The organism is Brachybacterium kimchii (assembly GCF_023373525.1).
GTDB classification, from domain to species: Bacteria; Actinomycetota; Actinomycetes; order Actinomycetales; family Dermabacteraceae; genus Brachybacterium; species Brachybacterium kimchii.
Genome location: NZ_CP097218.1, coordinates 2,998,133 through 3,012,364 on the forward strand (window position 1 = coordinate 2,998,133; position 14,232 = coordinate 3,012,364).

The following is a 14,232-nucleotide window of genomic DNA, read 5'->3' on the forward strand; positions in this document are numbered from 1 at the left end:
CACTCCACCGGGCCTTCCCGAAGGGCTCTGACCGGACCGTCGACCGCCGCCGCTCGCGTCCGGTCAGCTCGCTACCGACCCGACCGCTCGCCCCCGGGATCTACTCCTGCGACGGGTGCTGCGAGGTACCGCTCGCCGCGTCCGCCGTGCCCTCCGCGGACTCGTGACGGAGGAGGCGGAGCAGGATCCGCACCACGATCCCCAGGTACAGGCGGCCGCGGAACTTCGCGATCCTGCGCACGGTGGCCCGTGGCATGCCCCGCACGACCGTGACGATGGTGCGGATCTCGGCTCGCGTGGGCGGCACCGCCTCGACCCCGAGCGCACTGTGCTCGTCGGTGAACCAGCGGAGGTATCCGTCGAGGGTCTCGCCGTTCGCCGTGCGCCACGAGCCCGACTCGTACAAGCTCTCGACGTCCTGCAGGGCGGCGCGCAGTGCGGGCGCGCTGCCGCCGGCGATCTCCGGGCGGATGCCGCGCTCGTCCAGACGGTCCATCGTCTGGCGGGCGACGGGAAGCACGATCGGCAGGATCTCGTCGATGAGAGCGTTCAGGCGCTGCCGCTGCTGGGGCGAGTACTCGTCGATCGAGGGCGTCTCGCCCTCGTTCCGTCCGTCCTCGGGCTCCGCATCGGATCCGGGCCGGCCGTGCTCGGCGTCGACCTCGCCCTGGAGCTCCTGGAGCTGCTCGATCGGGCCTTCGAGACCGGGCAACCGGTCCACCCACGAGCTGTCGACCCCGAGGGAGACCAGCAGTTCCTGACCGGCACGGAGGAGGAACTCCTTGTCGTGCATCCACTCCGGCCCGTCGGCGATGGACGCCTTCGAGGTCTGGCTCCGGTCCTCCGTCGCCCCCTGCGTGGTCCCGCTCCCGGCGTCCTGCCGCTCCGTCATGCGTCCCTCTTTCCTGCGGTGCCCACCGCACCTGCGGTCGTTCCTCCGAGCGAGCGTAGCGCCAGGATCCGAGGGTGCTGGGATGCCGACGCTCACTCGGCGGGCTGGACGACCTGCTCCCAGTGCTCGAGCAGGTGGGTGAGCGCCGCCCGCGCCGTGCCGAGCTCGTCGCTGCTCGCATCGGGAGCGGCGAGCACGTGCATGTCCTCGTCGCCGACGACGACCACGAAGGGGAACCGCTCGGGCGCCTCGTGCAGGGCCTCGTCGATCTTGTCGATGACCTGCGGTCGCGTGTGGTCGTGGGCGGGGGTGTCGGTCACGGGTGCACTCCTGTCGTTCGTCGTCCGCCCGCGGGGCGATGGGGCGGATCGTCCGTCCCCGAGGATCCCACGGACCGGAGCGCGCGGTGCACCGGAGCCCCTGGGTTCACGCGTCAGGGTCGGATCACAGGTGGTCGAGCAGCTGGCCCAGCACGCGGATCCGAGTCCCGCCGGCATCGGCCCCGCCGACGCCGGCTTCACCTCGGCGATCCAGGTGCAGCGCTCGCAGTCCCGCGTCCTGCGCGCCGCGGAGGTCGTGCTCCGGATTGTCGCCGACGTGGAGCACGTCGGTCGGCTCCAGATCGACCGCCGCGCAGACCGTGAGATAGCTGGCCGGATCGGGCTTCGCCGCCCCGATCCCCTCGCTCGTCCAGACGCCCACGACGAGGTCCCGCAGCCCGAGAGCCCTCATCTTCTTCTGCTGTCGCAGCTCCGGCCCGTTGGTGAGCACGGCGACCGGGAGCCGCAGGTCATCGAGTGCGCGAAGCGTCGGCAGGACGTCGTCGAACGCTCTCCACTCCTGCTCGTACAGGGTGAGGAAGCGGTCGTAGAACGCGTCGCACTCCGCATCGGCGAGCCGGTGCGGGTCGCCCGCGGGGCGAGGCCCGCCGGGTCGACGGGGATCGTCGAGCCGCAGATCGTCCACGAGGTGCCGGACGCGCTCGCGTCGGTACTCCGCGCGGTCGATCTCCCCTGCCCGCCGTCGTGCCATGAGGTGGACGGCGGTGGCCTCCCAGGCGTCCGCGATCTCGTCGCTCGGGGTTTCGCCCAGTTCCTCGACCAGGTGCGCCAGGCCAGCCCGGGCCGAGGTCCGATGGTCGAACAGCGTGTCGTCGAGGTCGAGGATCACCGCTCGCGTCCGGATCCGGTCCACCACGGCCACCGCCTCATGTCGTCGTCCGACGATCCTCGCAGACGGCGACGTCGGAGTCTCGCAGACGGTGGCGCCGCGGTACGGGAGACTGGCCCCATGCATCGCTGCCGCCTCCACGTCCTCGGCGCGAGCGGCTCGGGGACCACGACACTGGGCCGCGCCGTGGCCGACTCCTGGTCCGTCCCCCACGCCGACGCCGACGACTACTTCTGGGTGCCCACCGACCCGCCGTTCACCACCAAGCGCACGCCGGCCGAGCGCCTGGCCCTCATGGACCAGATGTTCGCGCCCCGCGACGCCTGGGTGCTCTCCGGGGCGATGACCGGGTGGGGAGAGCAGATCGTGGAGACGTGCAGCGCGATCGTGTTCCTCACCCTCGACCCCGACGTGCGCATGTCGCGCCTGCGCGAGCGCGAGTCCCGGCGCCGCGAGGGCGGGGCGATGGACGACGACGCCTGGCGGGACTTCCGCGACTGGGCCCGCTCCTACGACGACCCGTCGTTCACGGGACGGAGCCGCCACCAGCACGAGGCCTGGCTCGCCGCCCGGAGCCAGCCGATCCTGCGCCTGGACGCCGCCCGCACCGTGACGGAGCTGCGGGACGAGGTGCTGGCCTGGGAGCCAGCTGACCGCCGCACCCGGCCCAGCAGAGAACCGGCGCAGCCTCTCCCCCAGTCCCAGTCCCAGTCCCCGTCCCCGGGCCCGAGACCTGGAAACCCGGTGACCCGGTGACCTGGTGACCTGGTGACCCATCTGCCCTTGCCGCGGCCCCTCGCGCGTGCGACCGTGAGAACGGATCCGACGACAGGGTCCCCGGACGAGGGTGCCGTACCCGGACAGCGACAAGACGGCCGCAGGAGGCTGACATGTCCTGGATCGTTCTCGTGCTCTCGGGCCTGATGGAAGCCGTGTGGGCCACCGCCCTGGGCCGCTCGGAGGGCTTCAGCAGGCTCACCCCGTCCATCGTCTTCGCCGTGGGACTGGTGCTGAGCATGGCCGGCCTCGCCTTCGCGATGCGCGACCTGCCCACGGGCACCGCCTACGCGGTGTGGGTGGGGATCGGCGCGACCGTCACCGTCCTCTTCGCGATGGTCACGGGCGCCGAGGCGGTCTCGGTGATGAAGGTGCTGTTCCTGGCGATGATCATCGGCGGCGTGATCGGCCTGAAGATCAGCGGCTGAAGCCCTGCAGATCGTCGCCGCTCAGCTGCTCGTGCCCTCCGTGAGGCGGGCACGGACGAACGCCGCCACCGCGTCGAGGATCTGCTCGTCGATGCCGTGACCGAGGCTCGGCGAGATTTCCTCGGTGAGCCGCGTACGACGGCTCAGCCAGTCCCTGACCTGTGCCTCCATCGTCGGGTCGAACAGCGGATCCTGTCCGCCGTGGCCCCAGAGCGCGGGCACGTCCCGATTGGCGAGCGCGGCGTCGCCCGGGAGGTCCGCTGGGAACGGTGCTCCCGAGAGCACGACCACCCAGTCGAGGGTCTCGGCATGGCGGCGCAGCAGCTGCAGGGACAGCCCGGCGCCCTGCGAGAAGCCGATCGCGCCGACGATCCGCCCGGGCACCGCGCGCGAGGCCCAGTCCTCGAGCGCCGCGGCGGACTCCTCGAGCAGGCCGAGGTCGTCCGCGCCGAGCGGCGGCGGCGCCAGCCAGCCGAAGCCGGGCCCGCAGGCGAGGACTCCCCGCAGCGACGCATAGACCACCCCGCCCGGCAGCATCGGCGCGAGGGACAGCAGATCCTGCTCGTTGCTGCCCAGCCCGTGCAGGAGCAGCACCACGCGGTCCTGCGGACCCGGCGCGTGCGGGAAGAAGCGCACCGCGCTCTCGTCGATCCGCGCGGGTCCCTCGCCGATGCGCTCGACGGGCGGGAAGCCGAAGGGGTTGGGCCTGCTCATGGACTGCTCCTGATTCATCCGTTCCGGTTCAGCCGTGCCGATTCAGCCGACGTCGGGGAGCGTCGCGCGCAGGGCGTCGAGCTCGTCGCACAGCTCATCGGCGAAGGACGTACTGCCGTCGCCGTCGGTCCAGGTCGCGTACGCGTTCTTGAAGGCGAGCAGCCCGATCTCCGCGGCGAGCGCCGCCGTCCGGGGAGCGATGCCGCGCTCCTCGAGCGCACGCGCGGTCTCGGCCGCGAGTCCCACGTGCTTGAGCTGGTCGCGCTCGCGCAGCTCGGCGCTCGCCGCGATCACCGCGCGCATCCTCGGACCCATCTCCCGGCGCTCCGGTGTCATCGCCTCGCTCGCGCGGAGCAGTCCGGACTCGACCGCGGTCAGCGGCGAGGCGTCGTCGGGCGCCGCCGCGACCCCCTCGCGCAGCAGCTGCGAGAGGGACTCCTGCCCGGCCGCGAGCACGTCGCGCTTGTCGCCGAAGTGGCGGAAGAACGTGCTGCGGGTGAGGTCCGCGGCCTCGGCGATCTGCGCCACGGTGGTCGCGTCGTATCCCTGCTCCGAGAACAGGCGGATCGCGGCGGCGACCAGGCGCTCTCGTGCATCGGGCTTCCAGCGGGGCATGGAAGGGGACTCTACCGCCCGGCCGGTTAATCGCGCCCGTCGGCGGCCCGAGCCATGGGACGACCATCCCGTGACTGCCATTCCTGCTGGCAGGGGCGATGTGCACCGCTGAACATCACCTGTTCCATCAACCGATGCGACACCAGTCCCATCGGGTGTACGTTGACGGCACACATGTCGCACCAGGCGGCATCCTCGAGAGGACTCACCATGAAGGTCTTCGTCACCGGCGCCACCGGGTTCATCGGATCCGCCGTCGTCCCCGAGCTGATCAGCGCAGGGCACGAGGTGGTCGGCCTCGCGCGCTCCGAGCGCTCGGCCGCTCGGCTCCAGGAGCTCGGAGCCTCCTCCCTCCCCGGCGATCTCACGGACCTCGACGCGCTGCGCCGCGGGGTCGCGGCGACCGATTCCGTCGTGCACCTCGCCTTCAGCAACGACTTCACCGCGGTCGAGGCCGGGGTCGAGGAGGAGTCGCGCGCCGTGCACGCCATGGGCGAGGCGCTGGCCGAGCGCGCCCTCGCTCCCGCCCCCGCTCCGCACGAGGGCCCGGCCTTCGTGATCGCCTCCGGCACGCCCGCGATCCCCGGCCGCGCATCCACCGAGGACGACCCCTACCTCGCCGAGGGCCCGATGGCGGCCCGCGCGCGCACGGCCCAGTACGTGATGGACCTCGCCGCGCACGGCGTGCGGCCCGTCGCGGTCCGACTGCCGCGCTCGGTGCACCAGGCGCACGTCCGCTACGGCTTCGCCTCCATGCTTATCCAGGCGGCCCAGCGCAGCGGCGTCTCCGGGTTCGTCGGCGACGGCGGCCAGCGCTGGCCCGCGGTGCACGTGAAGGACGCCGCCCGGCTCTTCCGCCTCGCCCTCGAGCGCGCCGACGCCGGATTCCAGGCGCAGGCCGTCGCCGACGAAGGGGACGCGATGCGGGACATCGCCGCCGCGATCGGCGAGGCCCTCGATCTCCCCGTGCAGTCCGTCGACGCGGAGACCTTCGGGTTCCTGGGCCAGATCTTCGCCCTGGACCAGCCGGCGAGCAGCCGAGGGACCCGCTCGGCCCTGGGCTGGGAGCCCACTCACCCCAGCCTGCTCGAGGACCTGCGGGCCGGCCGCTATCCCTCCTGAGCGGCCCCACGCCAGAGGCCCCGCGCCAGAACTCCTGCGGGACTACTCCTCAGAGGCCCCGCTCCCGGGCAGGCGTCCTCCTCGGCGGGTCTCCGGACCTCCGAAGGCCTCCGACGGCACCACGCGATCCCCGCGGCACCCCCATGGGGCGCGGGGATCGCTGTGTCCGCGACCCCGCACGCACCGCACGCACCGCTCGGTCCTGCGCCCTCCCGTGACTCAGCAGACACCGTGCACTCTATGCAAACGTGCACTCGGTGCATATTCTGGTGCACGTCGTCGGACGACGGACTCCCGAGCCGCCGGAACCCGCTCAGCGCAGGATCCGCGGACCCCGATCCCCGTCGGCCGACCCACGGAACCATCAGGAGAGGTGCGATGTCCCCGACAGACACCCAGACCCCGCGCGACGCGGAGGCGACCCCGGACGGATCGGCCGCCACGAAGAAGCCCGGGCTGCGCGAGCGCAAGCGCGAGGAGCTGCGCCGACGCATCGAGCGCGCCGCCCTCGAGCTGATGATCGAGCACGGCTTCGCCGACGTCACCGTGGAGATGATCTGCGAGAGCGCGGACGTCTCGCGGCGGACGTTCTTCAACTACTTCGGGTCGAAGGAAGCGGTCGTCATCGGCCGCGATCCGGGCCCGCTCCCCGAACACCTCCAGGAAGCCTTCATCGACGGCCCGCGCGGCAGCATCCTCGCGGATCTCGTCCGCATGCTCCTGGCGATGATGACCACCAAGCCGCACGACGTGGACCCGAAGATCTGGCGAGCCCGCCTCGAGCTGATCCGCAGCGACATGACCCTCGCCAAGGCGATGGCCGACAAGGTCGCCGCGAAGAACCGCGATCTCGAGGACCTGGTCACCCGCAGGATCCGCAAGCGCTACGGCGCCTCGGGCACACCACCCGGACCGGGCGGCGCCGCCTCCGATGCCGGGTCCGACCCCGACGGCGCAGGCACTCCCGCAGCCGATCCGGCGGTCGAAGCGCTCATCACCCGGCAGACGGGCTTCATCGTCGCCATGTGGTGGGGCATCGCCCGCTACGCCATCCAGATCACCGTCGAGAACCCCGACATCGAGGACCGCGAGCTCATGGAGTCGCTCCTCGACACGTTGACCCTCATCCAGGAAGCAGAGCTATGACCGCCACCCAGACCGCAGCCCCCGCGGCGCGCGGAGCGCACGGACAGCCCGCCGCTCCGTCCGCGTCCTCCGGCACGGCTCCGTCCACCAAACTCGTCCCGCTGTTCGCGGGCCTTCTCATCGCGATGTTCATCGCGGCGCTCGACCAGACCATCTTCTCCACCGCCCTGCCCACGATCGTGGGCGACCTGGACGGCGTCGACCAGATGCTGTGGGTGACCACGGCGTACCTGCTGGCCTCGACGATCATGATGCCGATCTACGGCAAGCTCGGCGACCTCATCGGCCGCAAGCCCCTGCTGATCTTCGCGCTGTCCGTGTTCGTCGTCGGCTCCCTCGTGGGCGCCGTCGCCGGCAACATGGGCGTGCTCATCACCGGCCGCGCCATCCAGGGCATCGGCGGCGGCGGGCTCATGCTGCTCGCCCAGGCGATCATCGCCGACGTCGTCCCCGCCCGTGAGCGCGGCAAGTACATGGGCGTCATGGGCGCCGTGTTCGGGCTGTCCTCCGTGGTGGGCCCGCTGCTGGGCGGCTGGTTCACCGAGTCGCTCAGCTGGCGCTGGGGCTTCTGGCTGAACATCCCGCTGGGCGCGATCGCGATCCTGGCCGCCGTGTTCTTCCTGAAGCTGCCCAAGAAGTCGCAGCGCGCCCGCCTGGACGTGTTCGGCATCCTCACCATGGCGATCGCCGTGACCTCGCTGATCCTCGCGACCTCGTGGGGCGGCAACACCTACGAGTGGGTCTCCTGGCAGATCATCCTGCTGTTCGTCGCGACCGTCGTGTTCGGCGCCCTGTTCGTGCTCGCCGAGCGCTACGCCGCCGAGCCGATCATCCCGCTGCACCTGTTCCGCAAGCGCAACTTCGTGCTCACCACGATCGCCGCCCTGGTGATCGCGATCGCGATGTTCGGCGCGATCGGCTACATGCCCACCTACCTGCAGATGTCCACCGGCGTCTCCGCCACGGAGTCCGGTCTGATGCTGCTGCCGATGGTCGGCGGGCTGCTGATCACCTCGATCGCCTCGGGCCAGATCGTCTCGCGGACCGGCCGCTACAAGTGGGCGCCGATCCTCTCGATGCTGGTCGCCGCGCTCGGCGTGTTCCTGCTGTCCACCATGACGACCGACACCGCGACCTGGGTGATCATGTCCCACATGTTCGTGCTCGGCGCGGGCCTGGGCATCGGCATGCAGAACCTCGTGCTGATCGTGCAGAACACGTTCCCCGCCGCCGAGGTCGGCACCGCGACCGCCTCGAACAACTTCTTCCGGCAGATCGGCGCGTCCCTGGGCTCGGCCATCGTGGGCTCGGTGTTCACGAGCCGGCTGACGGACCTGCTCAGCGAGCGCATGCCCGCGCAGGCGGCCCAGCAGATGGGCGGCAGCGGGGACACCAACTCCCTGACGCCGGCCGTCGTGGACAAGCTGCCCCAGCAGATCCAGGACATCGTCGTGGGCGCCTACACCGACGCCCTCACCCCGATCTTCCTGTGGCTGGTGCCGCTGCTCGGTGTCGCCTTCGTGATCGTCTTCTTCATCAAGGAGGTCCCGCTGGCCACGACCGTGGGCGCCTCCGGGATGACCGAGGGCGAGGCCGGCGCGGCGAGCGCTCCCGGGACCGGGTTCCCCGCGACCGGTGCGCCGACGAACGGCCTCCCGGCCGGCGGCGCCGCGCTCGCGGCCCGCACCGAGCGCGAGGACGATCTGCGGCTGGGCCTCGTGCTCTCCCTCGTCATCCAGCGCGCCCATCGGGCCGACGAGGACTCCGAGCTCACGCGGGCCCTCGCCCACCTCGCCGGGGAACGACCCGGCAGCACCGCCGAGCGCGCCGACTTCGCCGTGCGCTCGCTGGTCACGCCGGCGGCCATCGCCCTGCTGCGCGGGGCCGGGGCCGACGTCGACGCCGCCGACCCCTCCCGGGGCCGCCACCGCGCACCGCACGCCGCCGACCTCGACGGCACCGATGCGGCCGAGCACGGGCACGAGCACGAGAGCCACGACCCCTACCGGGCCGACGGCAGCGCGCCCCTCATGTCCCCGCACCTCGCCGCCCAGTCCTGAGCGGCACTCGACACACCTCGCCGTCCCGTCCGGGACGGCCCCCGAAAGGACAGTTCTGATGACTCGTCGACTGATCGGAGCGATCGCCTCGCTCCTCGCCATGATGGCCGGGCTCTGGCTCGTGCTCTCCCCCTTCGCCCTGGGCTTCCAGAAGAAGGACGCCGACTGGACCGACGCGACCCTCACCGACGTCTGGACCGGCCTCCCGCTAGCCCTCGTCGGCCTGATCGGCGTGATCGTGTTCGCCGCCGCGCTCAGCAAGCACATGGTCCAGGCCGGGTTCGTCACCCCGCGCCCCGCACCCCAGCAGGCGCAGTACGGGCAGCAGGATCCCGCCCAGCAGTACGGACAGCAGCAGTACGGACAGCAGCAGTACGGCCAGCAGTCCTTCCCGCAGCAGGGCTACGCGCAGCAGGGCGCCCCGGCGGCCCCCGCCTCGGAGCGCTCCCGTGAGATGGATGCGATGCTCGAGCCGCTGATCGCGGCCCTGGCCCGCGACATCGAGCGCGAGGAGCACACCGCCTCCGCCGCCGCGGAGACGCCCCATCACCGCGAGTACGGCCGCGCCGCCGTCGGCACCGACACCGGTGCCCAGGCCGCCGTCCCCGCCGAGCGCTGAGCGCTCCCCCGTATCCAGCGCTCCGGCGCGCGCATCCCGCGCACGCAGCCAGCGCATTCTCGCCTCAAGGAGAATCCTGATGACCCAGATCTCGCACACCGCCCCCGCCGGCACGGGCTCGCACGCCCAGACCGCCGCACCCCAGACCGCCGACGCGGCCGGTTCCGCCAGCTCGACCGGCTCGGTCGGCACCGTCGGCTCGACCGGCTCGGTCGACCGCGCCGAGTCCGTCTCCGCCGTGAAGGCCGAACCGATCAGCGTGCTCGACAAGGTCGGCATGGGCGTCCTGGGGCTGCTCACCCTGAGCGGCCTGTGGATGATGCTCGCGCCGTTCCTCACCGACACCCAGAAGCGCGGGGGCGACTGGTCGGTCGGCACCACGAACGACTTCTTCGTCGGCCTCGTGCTCGCCGTGGTCGCGCTCGCGGCCCTGGTCGCAGTCCTCGCCGGCGGGCTCTCCGCCGTCGCCCGGCGCGCCCGCGCCCGCGCCGCCCGCACGGAGGCCTGAGCCCCTCCCGTCGGCCGGGGTCGTCCGTCGGCCGGACCGGCCCGTCGGCCGGAGCGCCCGTCGCCCCGGCCGACGGCCCGCTCCGGGCATCCGCCGGGCCCGATCCGGCGCCCGACGCACTTTCAGTGCTGCGCAATGGTCGTTATGAGCCCTCATAACGACCATTGCGCAGCACTGTTCGTATGCATGGGCCCTCGGGAGGCGCGTCACGGGGCCGCAGCCGGTGCGCCCTGCTGCTTCTCCCGTGCCCCGCCTCGTCCGTCACCTCTCCGCTCTCCTCCGCCCCGTCCCTGCCCGTCCCCCTCCTCGACCACCCGCACCGTCCCGGCGCCGCCGTCGATCCTCACCCGCTGACCGGTGCGCAGGCGGCGGGTGGCCGTGCCGGTGCCGAGCACGGCGGGGATGCCGTACTCGCGGGCGACGATGGAGCTGTGGCTGAGCGGCCCGCCCACGTCGGTGATCACGCCCGCGGCCATGGCGAACAGCGGCGTCCACGCCGGGGTGGTGATCGCGGCGACCAGGATCTCGCCGGGACGGAAGTCGCGGAACTCGTCGGGTCCGGAGAGGACGTGGACGGGTGCGGTGACCGTGCCGCCGCTGCCGCCGATCCCGGTGAGCACGGGGCCTTCCGCACCGCCCTCGCCACCGCCGCCGCCCGCCCCGCCCCCGCCCTCGCCGACCGACGGCATCCAGCGGTCGAAGCCGTGCCAGATGGAGCGCTCGGGCAGCAGCTGCGGGGGCGTCGCGAGCTTCTGGCCGCGCCAGGTCACCCGGCGGTCCTCGATGATCCCCGCCCGTGTGGGCAGGGACTCCGCGCCACCGTCGAGCGCGCGGGCGAGGTCGAGCAGCTCGTCCCTGCGCAGCCAGAACACGTCGTCCGCCTGCGCGATCACGCCCGCTGCGACGAGGCCGCGGCCGATCTCCCGCAGGGCGCGCCGGGCCGCGGGCCAGCCCAGGCCGATGCATGCGAGCGCGTCCTCGCGGGCGGGCGCGAGCTCCTGGGCGCGGCGCAGCAGGCGCTCGAACAGCCTGCGCAGCGGTGAGGAGAGATGGGCGGAGATCCGTGCGGCGCCCTCCTCGCGGTCCCGCGCCGCCTTCTCGCGGCGCTCGCGCGGATCCGTCCCCTCCCCGCGCAGGTACATGCGCAGCACGTCCCACAGCAGCTCGGGGGTGTCGGCGGCGACCGGCTGGGCGAGGTCCAGGGTGTAGGTGGCGTGGCCGTGCGCGTCCAGGTGGGCGGCGAAGCGTTCGCGCCACTGCGTCCACACCACCTCGTCGACGCCCTCCGGGCAGTGCTCGGGGACCGCGTCGGAGGCCTCGAGGGCCGAGGCGAGGCTCTCGTGCTCGCGCGCCCATGCGGCGAGGTCGTAGAGGGACTGCTCGGCGCGGATCGGCTCGCTCTCGAAGCCGAACAGGAGGGTCTCCGGGCGCGAGTCACCGGGCCGGGCGACGCGGCGGCAGAAGGCCGTGAGAGCGGACTCGGCGATCACCACGGGCGGGATCACGGTCTGCACCGCCGTGTAGTAGGCGAAACCGGCCGCGACCAGGCGCTCCGCGCTCTCGAGCAGCGCCACGGCCCCGGTCGAGCGGGCGTCCGTCGCGGACTCCTCCTCGACCACGCGCCGGTACCGCGGCAGCGCCGTGGTGCGCCAGTAGCGCGGCCCGCCCACGCCGCCGCGCAGCAGACGGGGCACGAGCAGCCCCGACCGGGCCGTCATCCCGGCCATCGCGGCGTTCGTGTACCCGTAGTAGGCGTAGCCGTTGATGGTCGTGAACTCGACACCCTTGTCGCGGAAGACGCGGCTGCCGCTCGCGTCCGTCACCGTCGCGATCATCTGCTCGATGACGTGTGCGGCGGCGAGGTCCGCGAACAGCGGCGTGAGCGGGTCGGGCATCTGCTCGACGATGCTCGCGCGGAAGTAGCCGGCGTGGCGACGGGGCACGGACCACGACGTCGGGGCGGGTCCGGCCGGCGCGGGGAGGCCGACGATGGGCCGCGCCTGGGTGATGACGAAGCCGGTGCCGGCGCGCGCCCACTCCACGTCCTGCGGGGCGCCGTAGTGGTCGGTGATCCGTGCGCCCCAGGCGGCGAGGTCGAGTGCGGCGTCGTCGTCGAGCACGGGGGCGCGCCGCTCGGCGGGGCCGACGGGGACCGTTAGGGTGCCTCCGTCGGCCCCCCTCGCGTCGTCCGCGTCGTCCGGGGCGGCCGGGGCGGCCGGGGCGGCCGGGGCGGCCGGCACCACCATCACCTTCTTGTCGGCCGTCGAGCGGGAGGCGACGCGTCGGCGCAGGGTGTCGATCACCAGGTCGTCGGTGTCGACCTGCCCGGAGACGACGGCCTCGCCGAGGCCCCAGGCGGCGCTGATGAGCGTCTCGGAGCGCCTGCCGTTCTGCGGGTTCGCGGTGAACATGACGCCCGCGGAATCGGCCGCGACCATCTCCTGGACCAGCACGGCGAGCGCGACGTCGGCCGGGTCGATGCCGCGGCGCGCGCGATAGGCCAGCGCCCGGGCGGACCACAGGGAGGCCCAGCAGTCGCGGACGGCCCGCAGCAGGCCGTCATCGCCGGTGACGTGCAGGTACGTCTCCTGCTGTCCGGCGAAGCTCGCGTCCTCGAGGTCCTCCGCGGTGGCCGAGGAGCGCACCGCGACCGGTGCCTCGCCCAGCGTCTCGCGCGCCGACAGGAGCGCGTCTCGCAGCTCCGCGGGGATCTCGGTGCCCGCGAACAGCGCTCCGACCTCGGCGCTCGCCCGGTCGGCGGCCTCGGTGTCGTCGGGGTCGAGATCGCGGACGGCGTCGAGCAGCCGCTCCTGGATGCCTGCGGTCTCGACGAACCGTCGGTAGGCGTCGGTGGTGAGCACGAAGCCCGGCGGCACGGGGATCCCCGCCTGCGTGAGCTCGCCGAGGTTCGCGGCCTTGCCGCCCACCTCCGCGACGTCCTCCCGTGAGATGTCCTGGAACCCGCGGACGGTGCGGTCGACCATGGCGCCTTCTTCGACGGTGCGCCCGGAGTGGGACGCGTGGCGCCAGAGAGCGTAACCCCGCGCCGACCGGGCGGCCACCCGCTGCACCGCCGGCGGCCACCCGCTGCGCAGCGGTGGCCGCGCCGCCCGGCGTCGCCGTCCGCCTCTGCTAGCGTCGCGGCACGCCGTACCGTCGGCCATCGATCCGAGGAGGGCTGGCCCCACCATGCAGAACGACGCCCCTCACAACACCCCGCGCATCGCGCAGACTCGTGCCCACCACGAGGACCACTCCCTGGACGTGCGCATCGGCCATCACGAGCTCGTCCTTAGCCAGCGCTACGAGGCCGCGAGCATCGCGAACGACGTCCTGATCGGCATCTGGTTCATCGTGGGCTCGATCTTCTTCTTCTTCGCCTCGATGATGACGGCGGGCACCGTCCTGTTCCTCATCGGCTCGATCCAGATGACGATCCGCCCCGCGATCCGCCTGGCCCGACGCTTCCACCTGCAGCGCGTCAGCGGCCGACCGGTGCCGCACGCGATGGACTTCTGATGACCCGGCTGAAGGACTCGACGCGCCTGCGCCTGCTGCTCTCGATCGTGGTGGGCGGTGTCCTGGGGGTCCTGCTCTGGCTCGCGACCGATCGCGTCCACGCCACGATGATCGCGATCACCGTGGGCGAGACCGTCTTCCTGGTCACCTCGTGGCTCTCGCTGTGGCCGATGGACGCCGAGCAGACGCGGCGCAGCGTGGGCCGGGAGGACCTGCGCCCCTCGGCCGACGAGGCCCTCACCGCGGGCGCCTCCGCCCTCGCGGTGATCACCGTCGTCGCCCTGCACCTGGGCGCGGCGGGCCCCAGCGGGGCGTCCACTCTGGGCGCGGTCATCACCCTGGTGGGGGTGTTCGGCGCCTGGGCGTGCGTCCACCAGACCTACGCCGTGCACTACGCCCACCGCTACTACGCGACCGGCGGCGGGCTCGACTTCGGGGACGACGATCCGCCCGCCTACTCGGACTTCCTCTACGTGGCCTACGCGGTGGGCATGACCTACGGCGTCACCGACACCGGCGCGGTGGACCGCGGCATGCGCAAGATCGTGCTGCGCCACGGTCTGGTCTCGTTCGTGTTCGGCCTGGTCATCCTCGGTGCGGCCGTGAACCTCGTGGCCGGGGTCTTCGGGCTCGGCTGAGAGGGCCCGCCGGATCGGGCTCGA

15 protein-coding genes and 1 riboswitch are annotated in these 14,232 nt (G+C 72.7%); of the genes, 9 read left to right on the plus strand and 6 right to left on the minus strand.

Features of this window, described 5'->3' with window-relative positions:
* Positions 1 to 100: 100 nt before the first annotated feature.
* The 3 genes from M4486_RS13730 to M4486_RS13740 all read right to left on the minus strand — a co-directional run bounded on the left by M4486_RS13730 (position 101) and on the right by M4486_RS13740 (position 2,089).
* Complete coding sequence (locus tag M4486_RS13730) at positions 101 to 892, minus strand: hypothetical protein (RefSeq protein WP_249477810.1); 792 nt, start codon at positions 890 to 892, stop codon at positions 101 to 103.
* Positions 893 to 984: 92 nt separating this feature from the next.
* Complete coding sequence (locus tag M4486_RS13735; protein WP_200501958.1) at positions 985 to 1,212, minus strand: hypothetical protein; 228 nt, start codon at positions 1,210 to 1,212, stop codon at positions 985 to 987.
* 124 nt (positions 1,213 to 1,336) lie between these two features.
* Positions 1,337 to 2,089 (minus strand): HAD family hydrolase, encoded by a 753-nt coding sequence (locus M4486_RS13740; protein WP_249477811.1) that lies wholly within the window; start codon positions 2,087 to 2,089, stop codon positions 1,337 to 1,339.
* Positions 2,090 to 2,182: 93 nt separating this feature from the next.
* Here M4486_RS13740 and M4486_RS13745 point away from each other — a divergent pair, with 93 nt between their 5' ends.
* Complete coding sequence (locus tag M4486_RS13745) at positions 2,183 to 2,818, plus strand: P-loop NTPase family protein (protein ID WP_249477812.1); 636 nt, start codon at positions 2,183 to 2,185, stop codon at positions 2,816 to 2,818.
* A 59-nt stretch (positions 2,819 to 2,877) separates the two neighbouring features.
* Positions 2,878 to 2,944: riboswitch (guanidine-III (ykkC-III) riboswitch) on the plus strand.
* Between the two features lie 8 nt (positions 2,945 to 2,952).
* Positions 2,953 to 3,267 carry a DMT family transporter gene (locus tag M4486_RS13750; protein WP_200501961.1) on the plus strand — a complete coding sequence of 105 codons (315 nt, stop codon included), beginning with the start codon at positions 2,953 to 2,955 and terminating at the stop codon, positions 3,265 to 3,267.
* Positions 3,268 to 3,288: 21 nt separating this feature from the next.
* Here the strand turns inward: M4486_RS13750 and M4486_RS13755 are convergent, their stop codons facing one another.
* Together M4486_RS13755 and M4486_RS13760 are read right to left on the minus strand one after the other, a co-directional pair.
* Positions 3,289 to 3,981, minus strand: a complete 693-nt coding sequence (locus tag M4486_RS13755) for an alpha/beta hydrolase (RefSeq protein WP_249477813.1) — start codon at positions 3,979 to 3,981, stop codon at positions 3,289 to 3,291.
* A 42-nt stretch (positions 3,982 to 4,023) separates the two neighbouring features.
* Complete coding sequence (locus M4486_RS13760) at positions 4,024 to 4,596, minus strand: TetR/AcrR family transcriptional regulator (protein ID WP_200501963.1); 573 nt, start codon at positions 4,594 to 4,596, stop codon at positions 4,024 to 4,026.
* A 210-nt stretch (positions 4,597 to 4,806) separates the two neighbouring features.
* On the opposite strand from M4486_RS13760, the gene M4486_RS13765 reads away from it, so the two are divergent.
* The 5 genes from M4486_RS13765 to M4486_RS13785 all read left to right on the plus strand — a co-directional run bounded on the left by M4486_RS13765 (position 4,807) and on the right by M4486_RS13785 (position 10,051).
* The gene (locus M4486_RS13765; RefSeq protein WP_249477814.1) at positions 4,807 to 5,718 is read left to right on the plus strand and encodes an SDR family oxidoreductase; all 912 of its coding nucleotides are present in this window, start codon (positions 4,807 to 4,809) and stop codon (positions 5,716 to 5,718) included.
* A gap of 378 nt (positions 5,719 to 6,096) precedes the next feature.
* Positions 6,097 to 6,864, plus strand: a complete 768-nt coding sequence (locus M4486_RS13770) for a TetR/AcrR family transcriptional regulator (RefSeq protein ID WP_249477815.1) — start codon at positions 6,097 to 6,099, stop codon at positions 6,862 to 6,864.
* Positions 6,861 to 8,924 carry an MDR family MFS transporter gene (locus M4486_RS13775; protein ID WP_249477816.1) on the plus strand — a complete coding sequence of 688 codons (2,064 nt, stop codon included), beginning with the start codon at positions 6,861 to 6,863 and terminating at the stop codon, positions 8,922 to 8,924. Before M4486_RS13770 ends, M4486_RS13775 begins: the two co-directional genes overlap by 4 nt.
* A 58-nt stretch (positions 8,925 to 8,982) precedes the next feature.
* The gene (locus tag M4486_RS13780) at positions 8,983 to 9,543 is read left to right on the plus strand and encodes a hypothetical protein (RefSeq protein ID WP_249477817.1); all 561 of its coding nucleotides are present in this window, start codon (positions 8,983 to 8,985) and stop codon (positions 9,541 to 9,543) included.
* 79 nt (positions 9,544 to 9,622) lie between these two features.
* Positions 9,623 to 10,051: a hypothetical protein gene (locus tag M4486_RS13785; protein ID WP_249477818.1), complete on the plus strand. Its 429-nt coding sequence runs from the start codon at positions 9,623 to 9,625 to the stop codon at positions 10,049 to 10,051.
* 206 nt (positions 10,052 to 10,257) lie between these two features.
* On the opposite strand, the gene M4486_RS13790 is transcribed toward M4486_RS13785, so the two are convergent.
* A complete protein-coding gene (locus M4486_RS13790; protein WP_249477819.1) occupies positions 10,258 to 13,035 on the minus strand; it encodes a PEP/pyruvate-binding domain-containing protein in 2,778 nt (925 codons plus the stop codon).
* A gap of 205 nt (positions 13,036 to 13,240) precedes the next feature.
* Here M4486_RS13790 and M4486_RS13795 point away from each other — a divergent pair, with 205 nt between their 5' ends.
* Both M4486_RS13795 and M4486_RS13800 read left to right on the plus strand, forming a co-directional pair.
* On the plus strand, positions 13,241 to 13,570 hold the full coding sequence (locus tag M4486_RS13795) for a YrhK family protein (protein ID WP_249477820.1): 330 nt from the start codon (positions 13,241 to 13,243) through the stop codon (positions 13,568 to 13,570).
* The gene (locus M4486_RS13800; protein ID WP_249477821.1) at positions 13,570 to 14,208 is read left to right on the plus strand and encodes a DUF1345 domain-containing protein; all 639 of its coding nucleotides are present in this window, start codon (positions 13,570 to 13,572) and stop codon (positions 14,206 to 14,208) included. The genes M4486_RS13795 and M4486_RS13800 overlap by 1 nt, the downstream gene beginning before the upstream one ends.
* Positions 14,209 to 14,232: the final 24 nt, after the last annotated feature.

Excerpts from the sequence above, each read along its gene's own strand:
- M4486_RS13775 (WP_249477816.1), top strand. The coding sequence starts at position 6,861 with ATGACCGCCACCCAGACCGCAGCCCCCGCGGCGCGCGGAGCGCACGGA.
- M4486_RS13780 (WP_249477817.1), top strand. The coding sequence starts at position 8,983 with ATGACTCGTCGACTGATCGGAGCGATCGCCTCGCTCCTCGCCATGATG.
- M4486_RS13765 (WP_249477814.1), top strand. The coding sequence starts at position 4,807 with ATGAAGGTCTTCGTCACCGGCGCCACCGGGTTCATCGGATCCGCCGTC.
- M4486_RS13730 (WP_249477810.1), bottom strand. The coding sequence starts at position 892 with ATGACGGAGCGGCAGGACGCCGGGAGCGGGACCACGCAGGGGGCGACG.
- M4486_RS13750 (WP_200501961.1), top strand. The coding sequence starts at position 2,953 with ATGTCCTGGATCGTTCTCGTGCTCTCGGGCCTGATGGAAGCCGTGTGG.
- M4486_RS13755 (WP_249477813.1), bottom strand. The coding sequence starts at position 3,981 with ATGAGCAGGCCCAACCCCTTCGGCTTCCCGCCCGTCGAGCGCATCGGC.
- M4486_RS13785 (WP_249477818.1), top strand. The coding sequence starts at position 9,623 with ATGACCCAGATCTCGCACACCGCCCCCGCCGGCACGGGCTCGCACGCC.
- M4486_RS13795 (WP_249477820.1), top strand. The coding sequence starts at position 13,241 with ATGCAGAACGACGCCCCTCACAACACCCCGCGCATCGCGCAGACTCGT.
- M4486_RS13770 (WP_249477815.1), top strand. The coding sequence starts at position 6,097 with ATGTCCCCGACAGACACCCAGACCCCGCGCGACGCGGAGGCGACCCCG.
- M4486_RS13800 (WP_249477821.1), top strand. The coding sequence starts at position 13,570 with ATGACCCGGCTGAAGGACTCGACGCGCCTGCGCCTGCTGCTCTCGATC.
- M4486_RS13790 (WP_249477819.1), bottom strand. The coding sequence starts at position 13,035 with ATGGTCGACCGCACCGTCCGCGGGTTCCAGGACATCTCACGGGAGGAC.
- M4486_RS13745 (WP_249477812.1), top strand. The coding sequence starts at position 2,183 with ATGCATCGCTGCCGCCTCCACGTCCTCGGCGCGAGCGGCTCGGGGACC.
- M4486_RS13760 (WP_200501963.1), bottom strand. The coding sequence starts at position 4,596 with ATGCCCCGCTGGAAGCCCGATGCACGAGAGCGCCTGGTCGCCGCCGCG.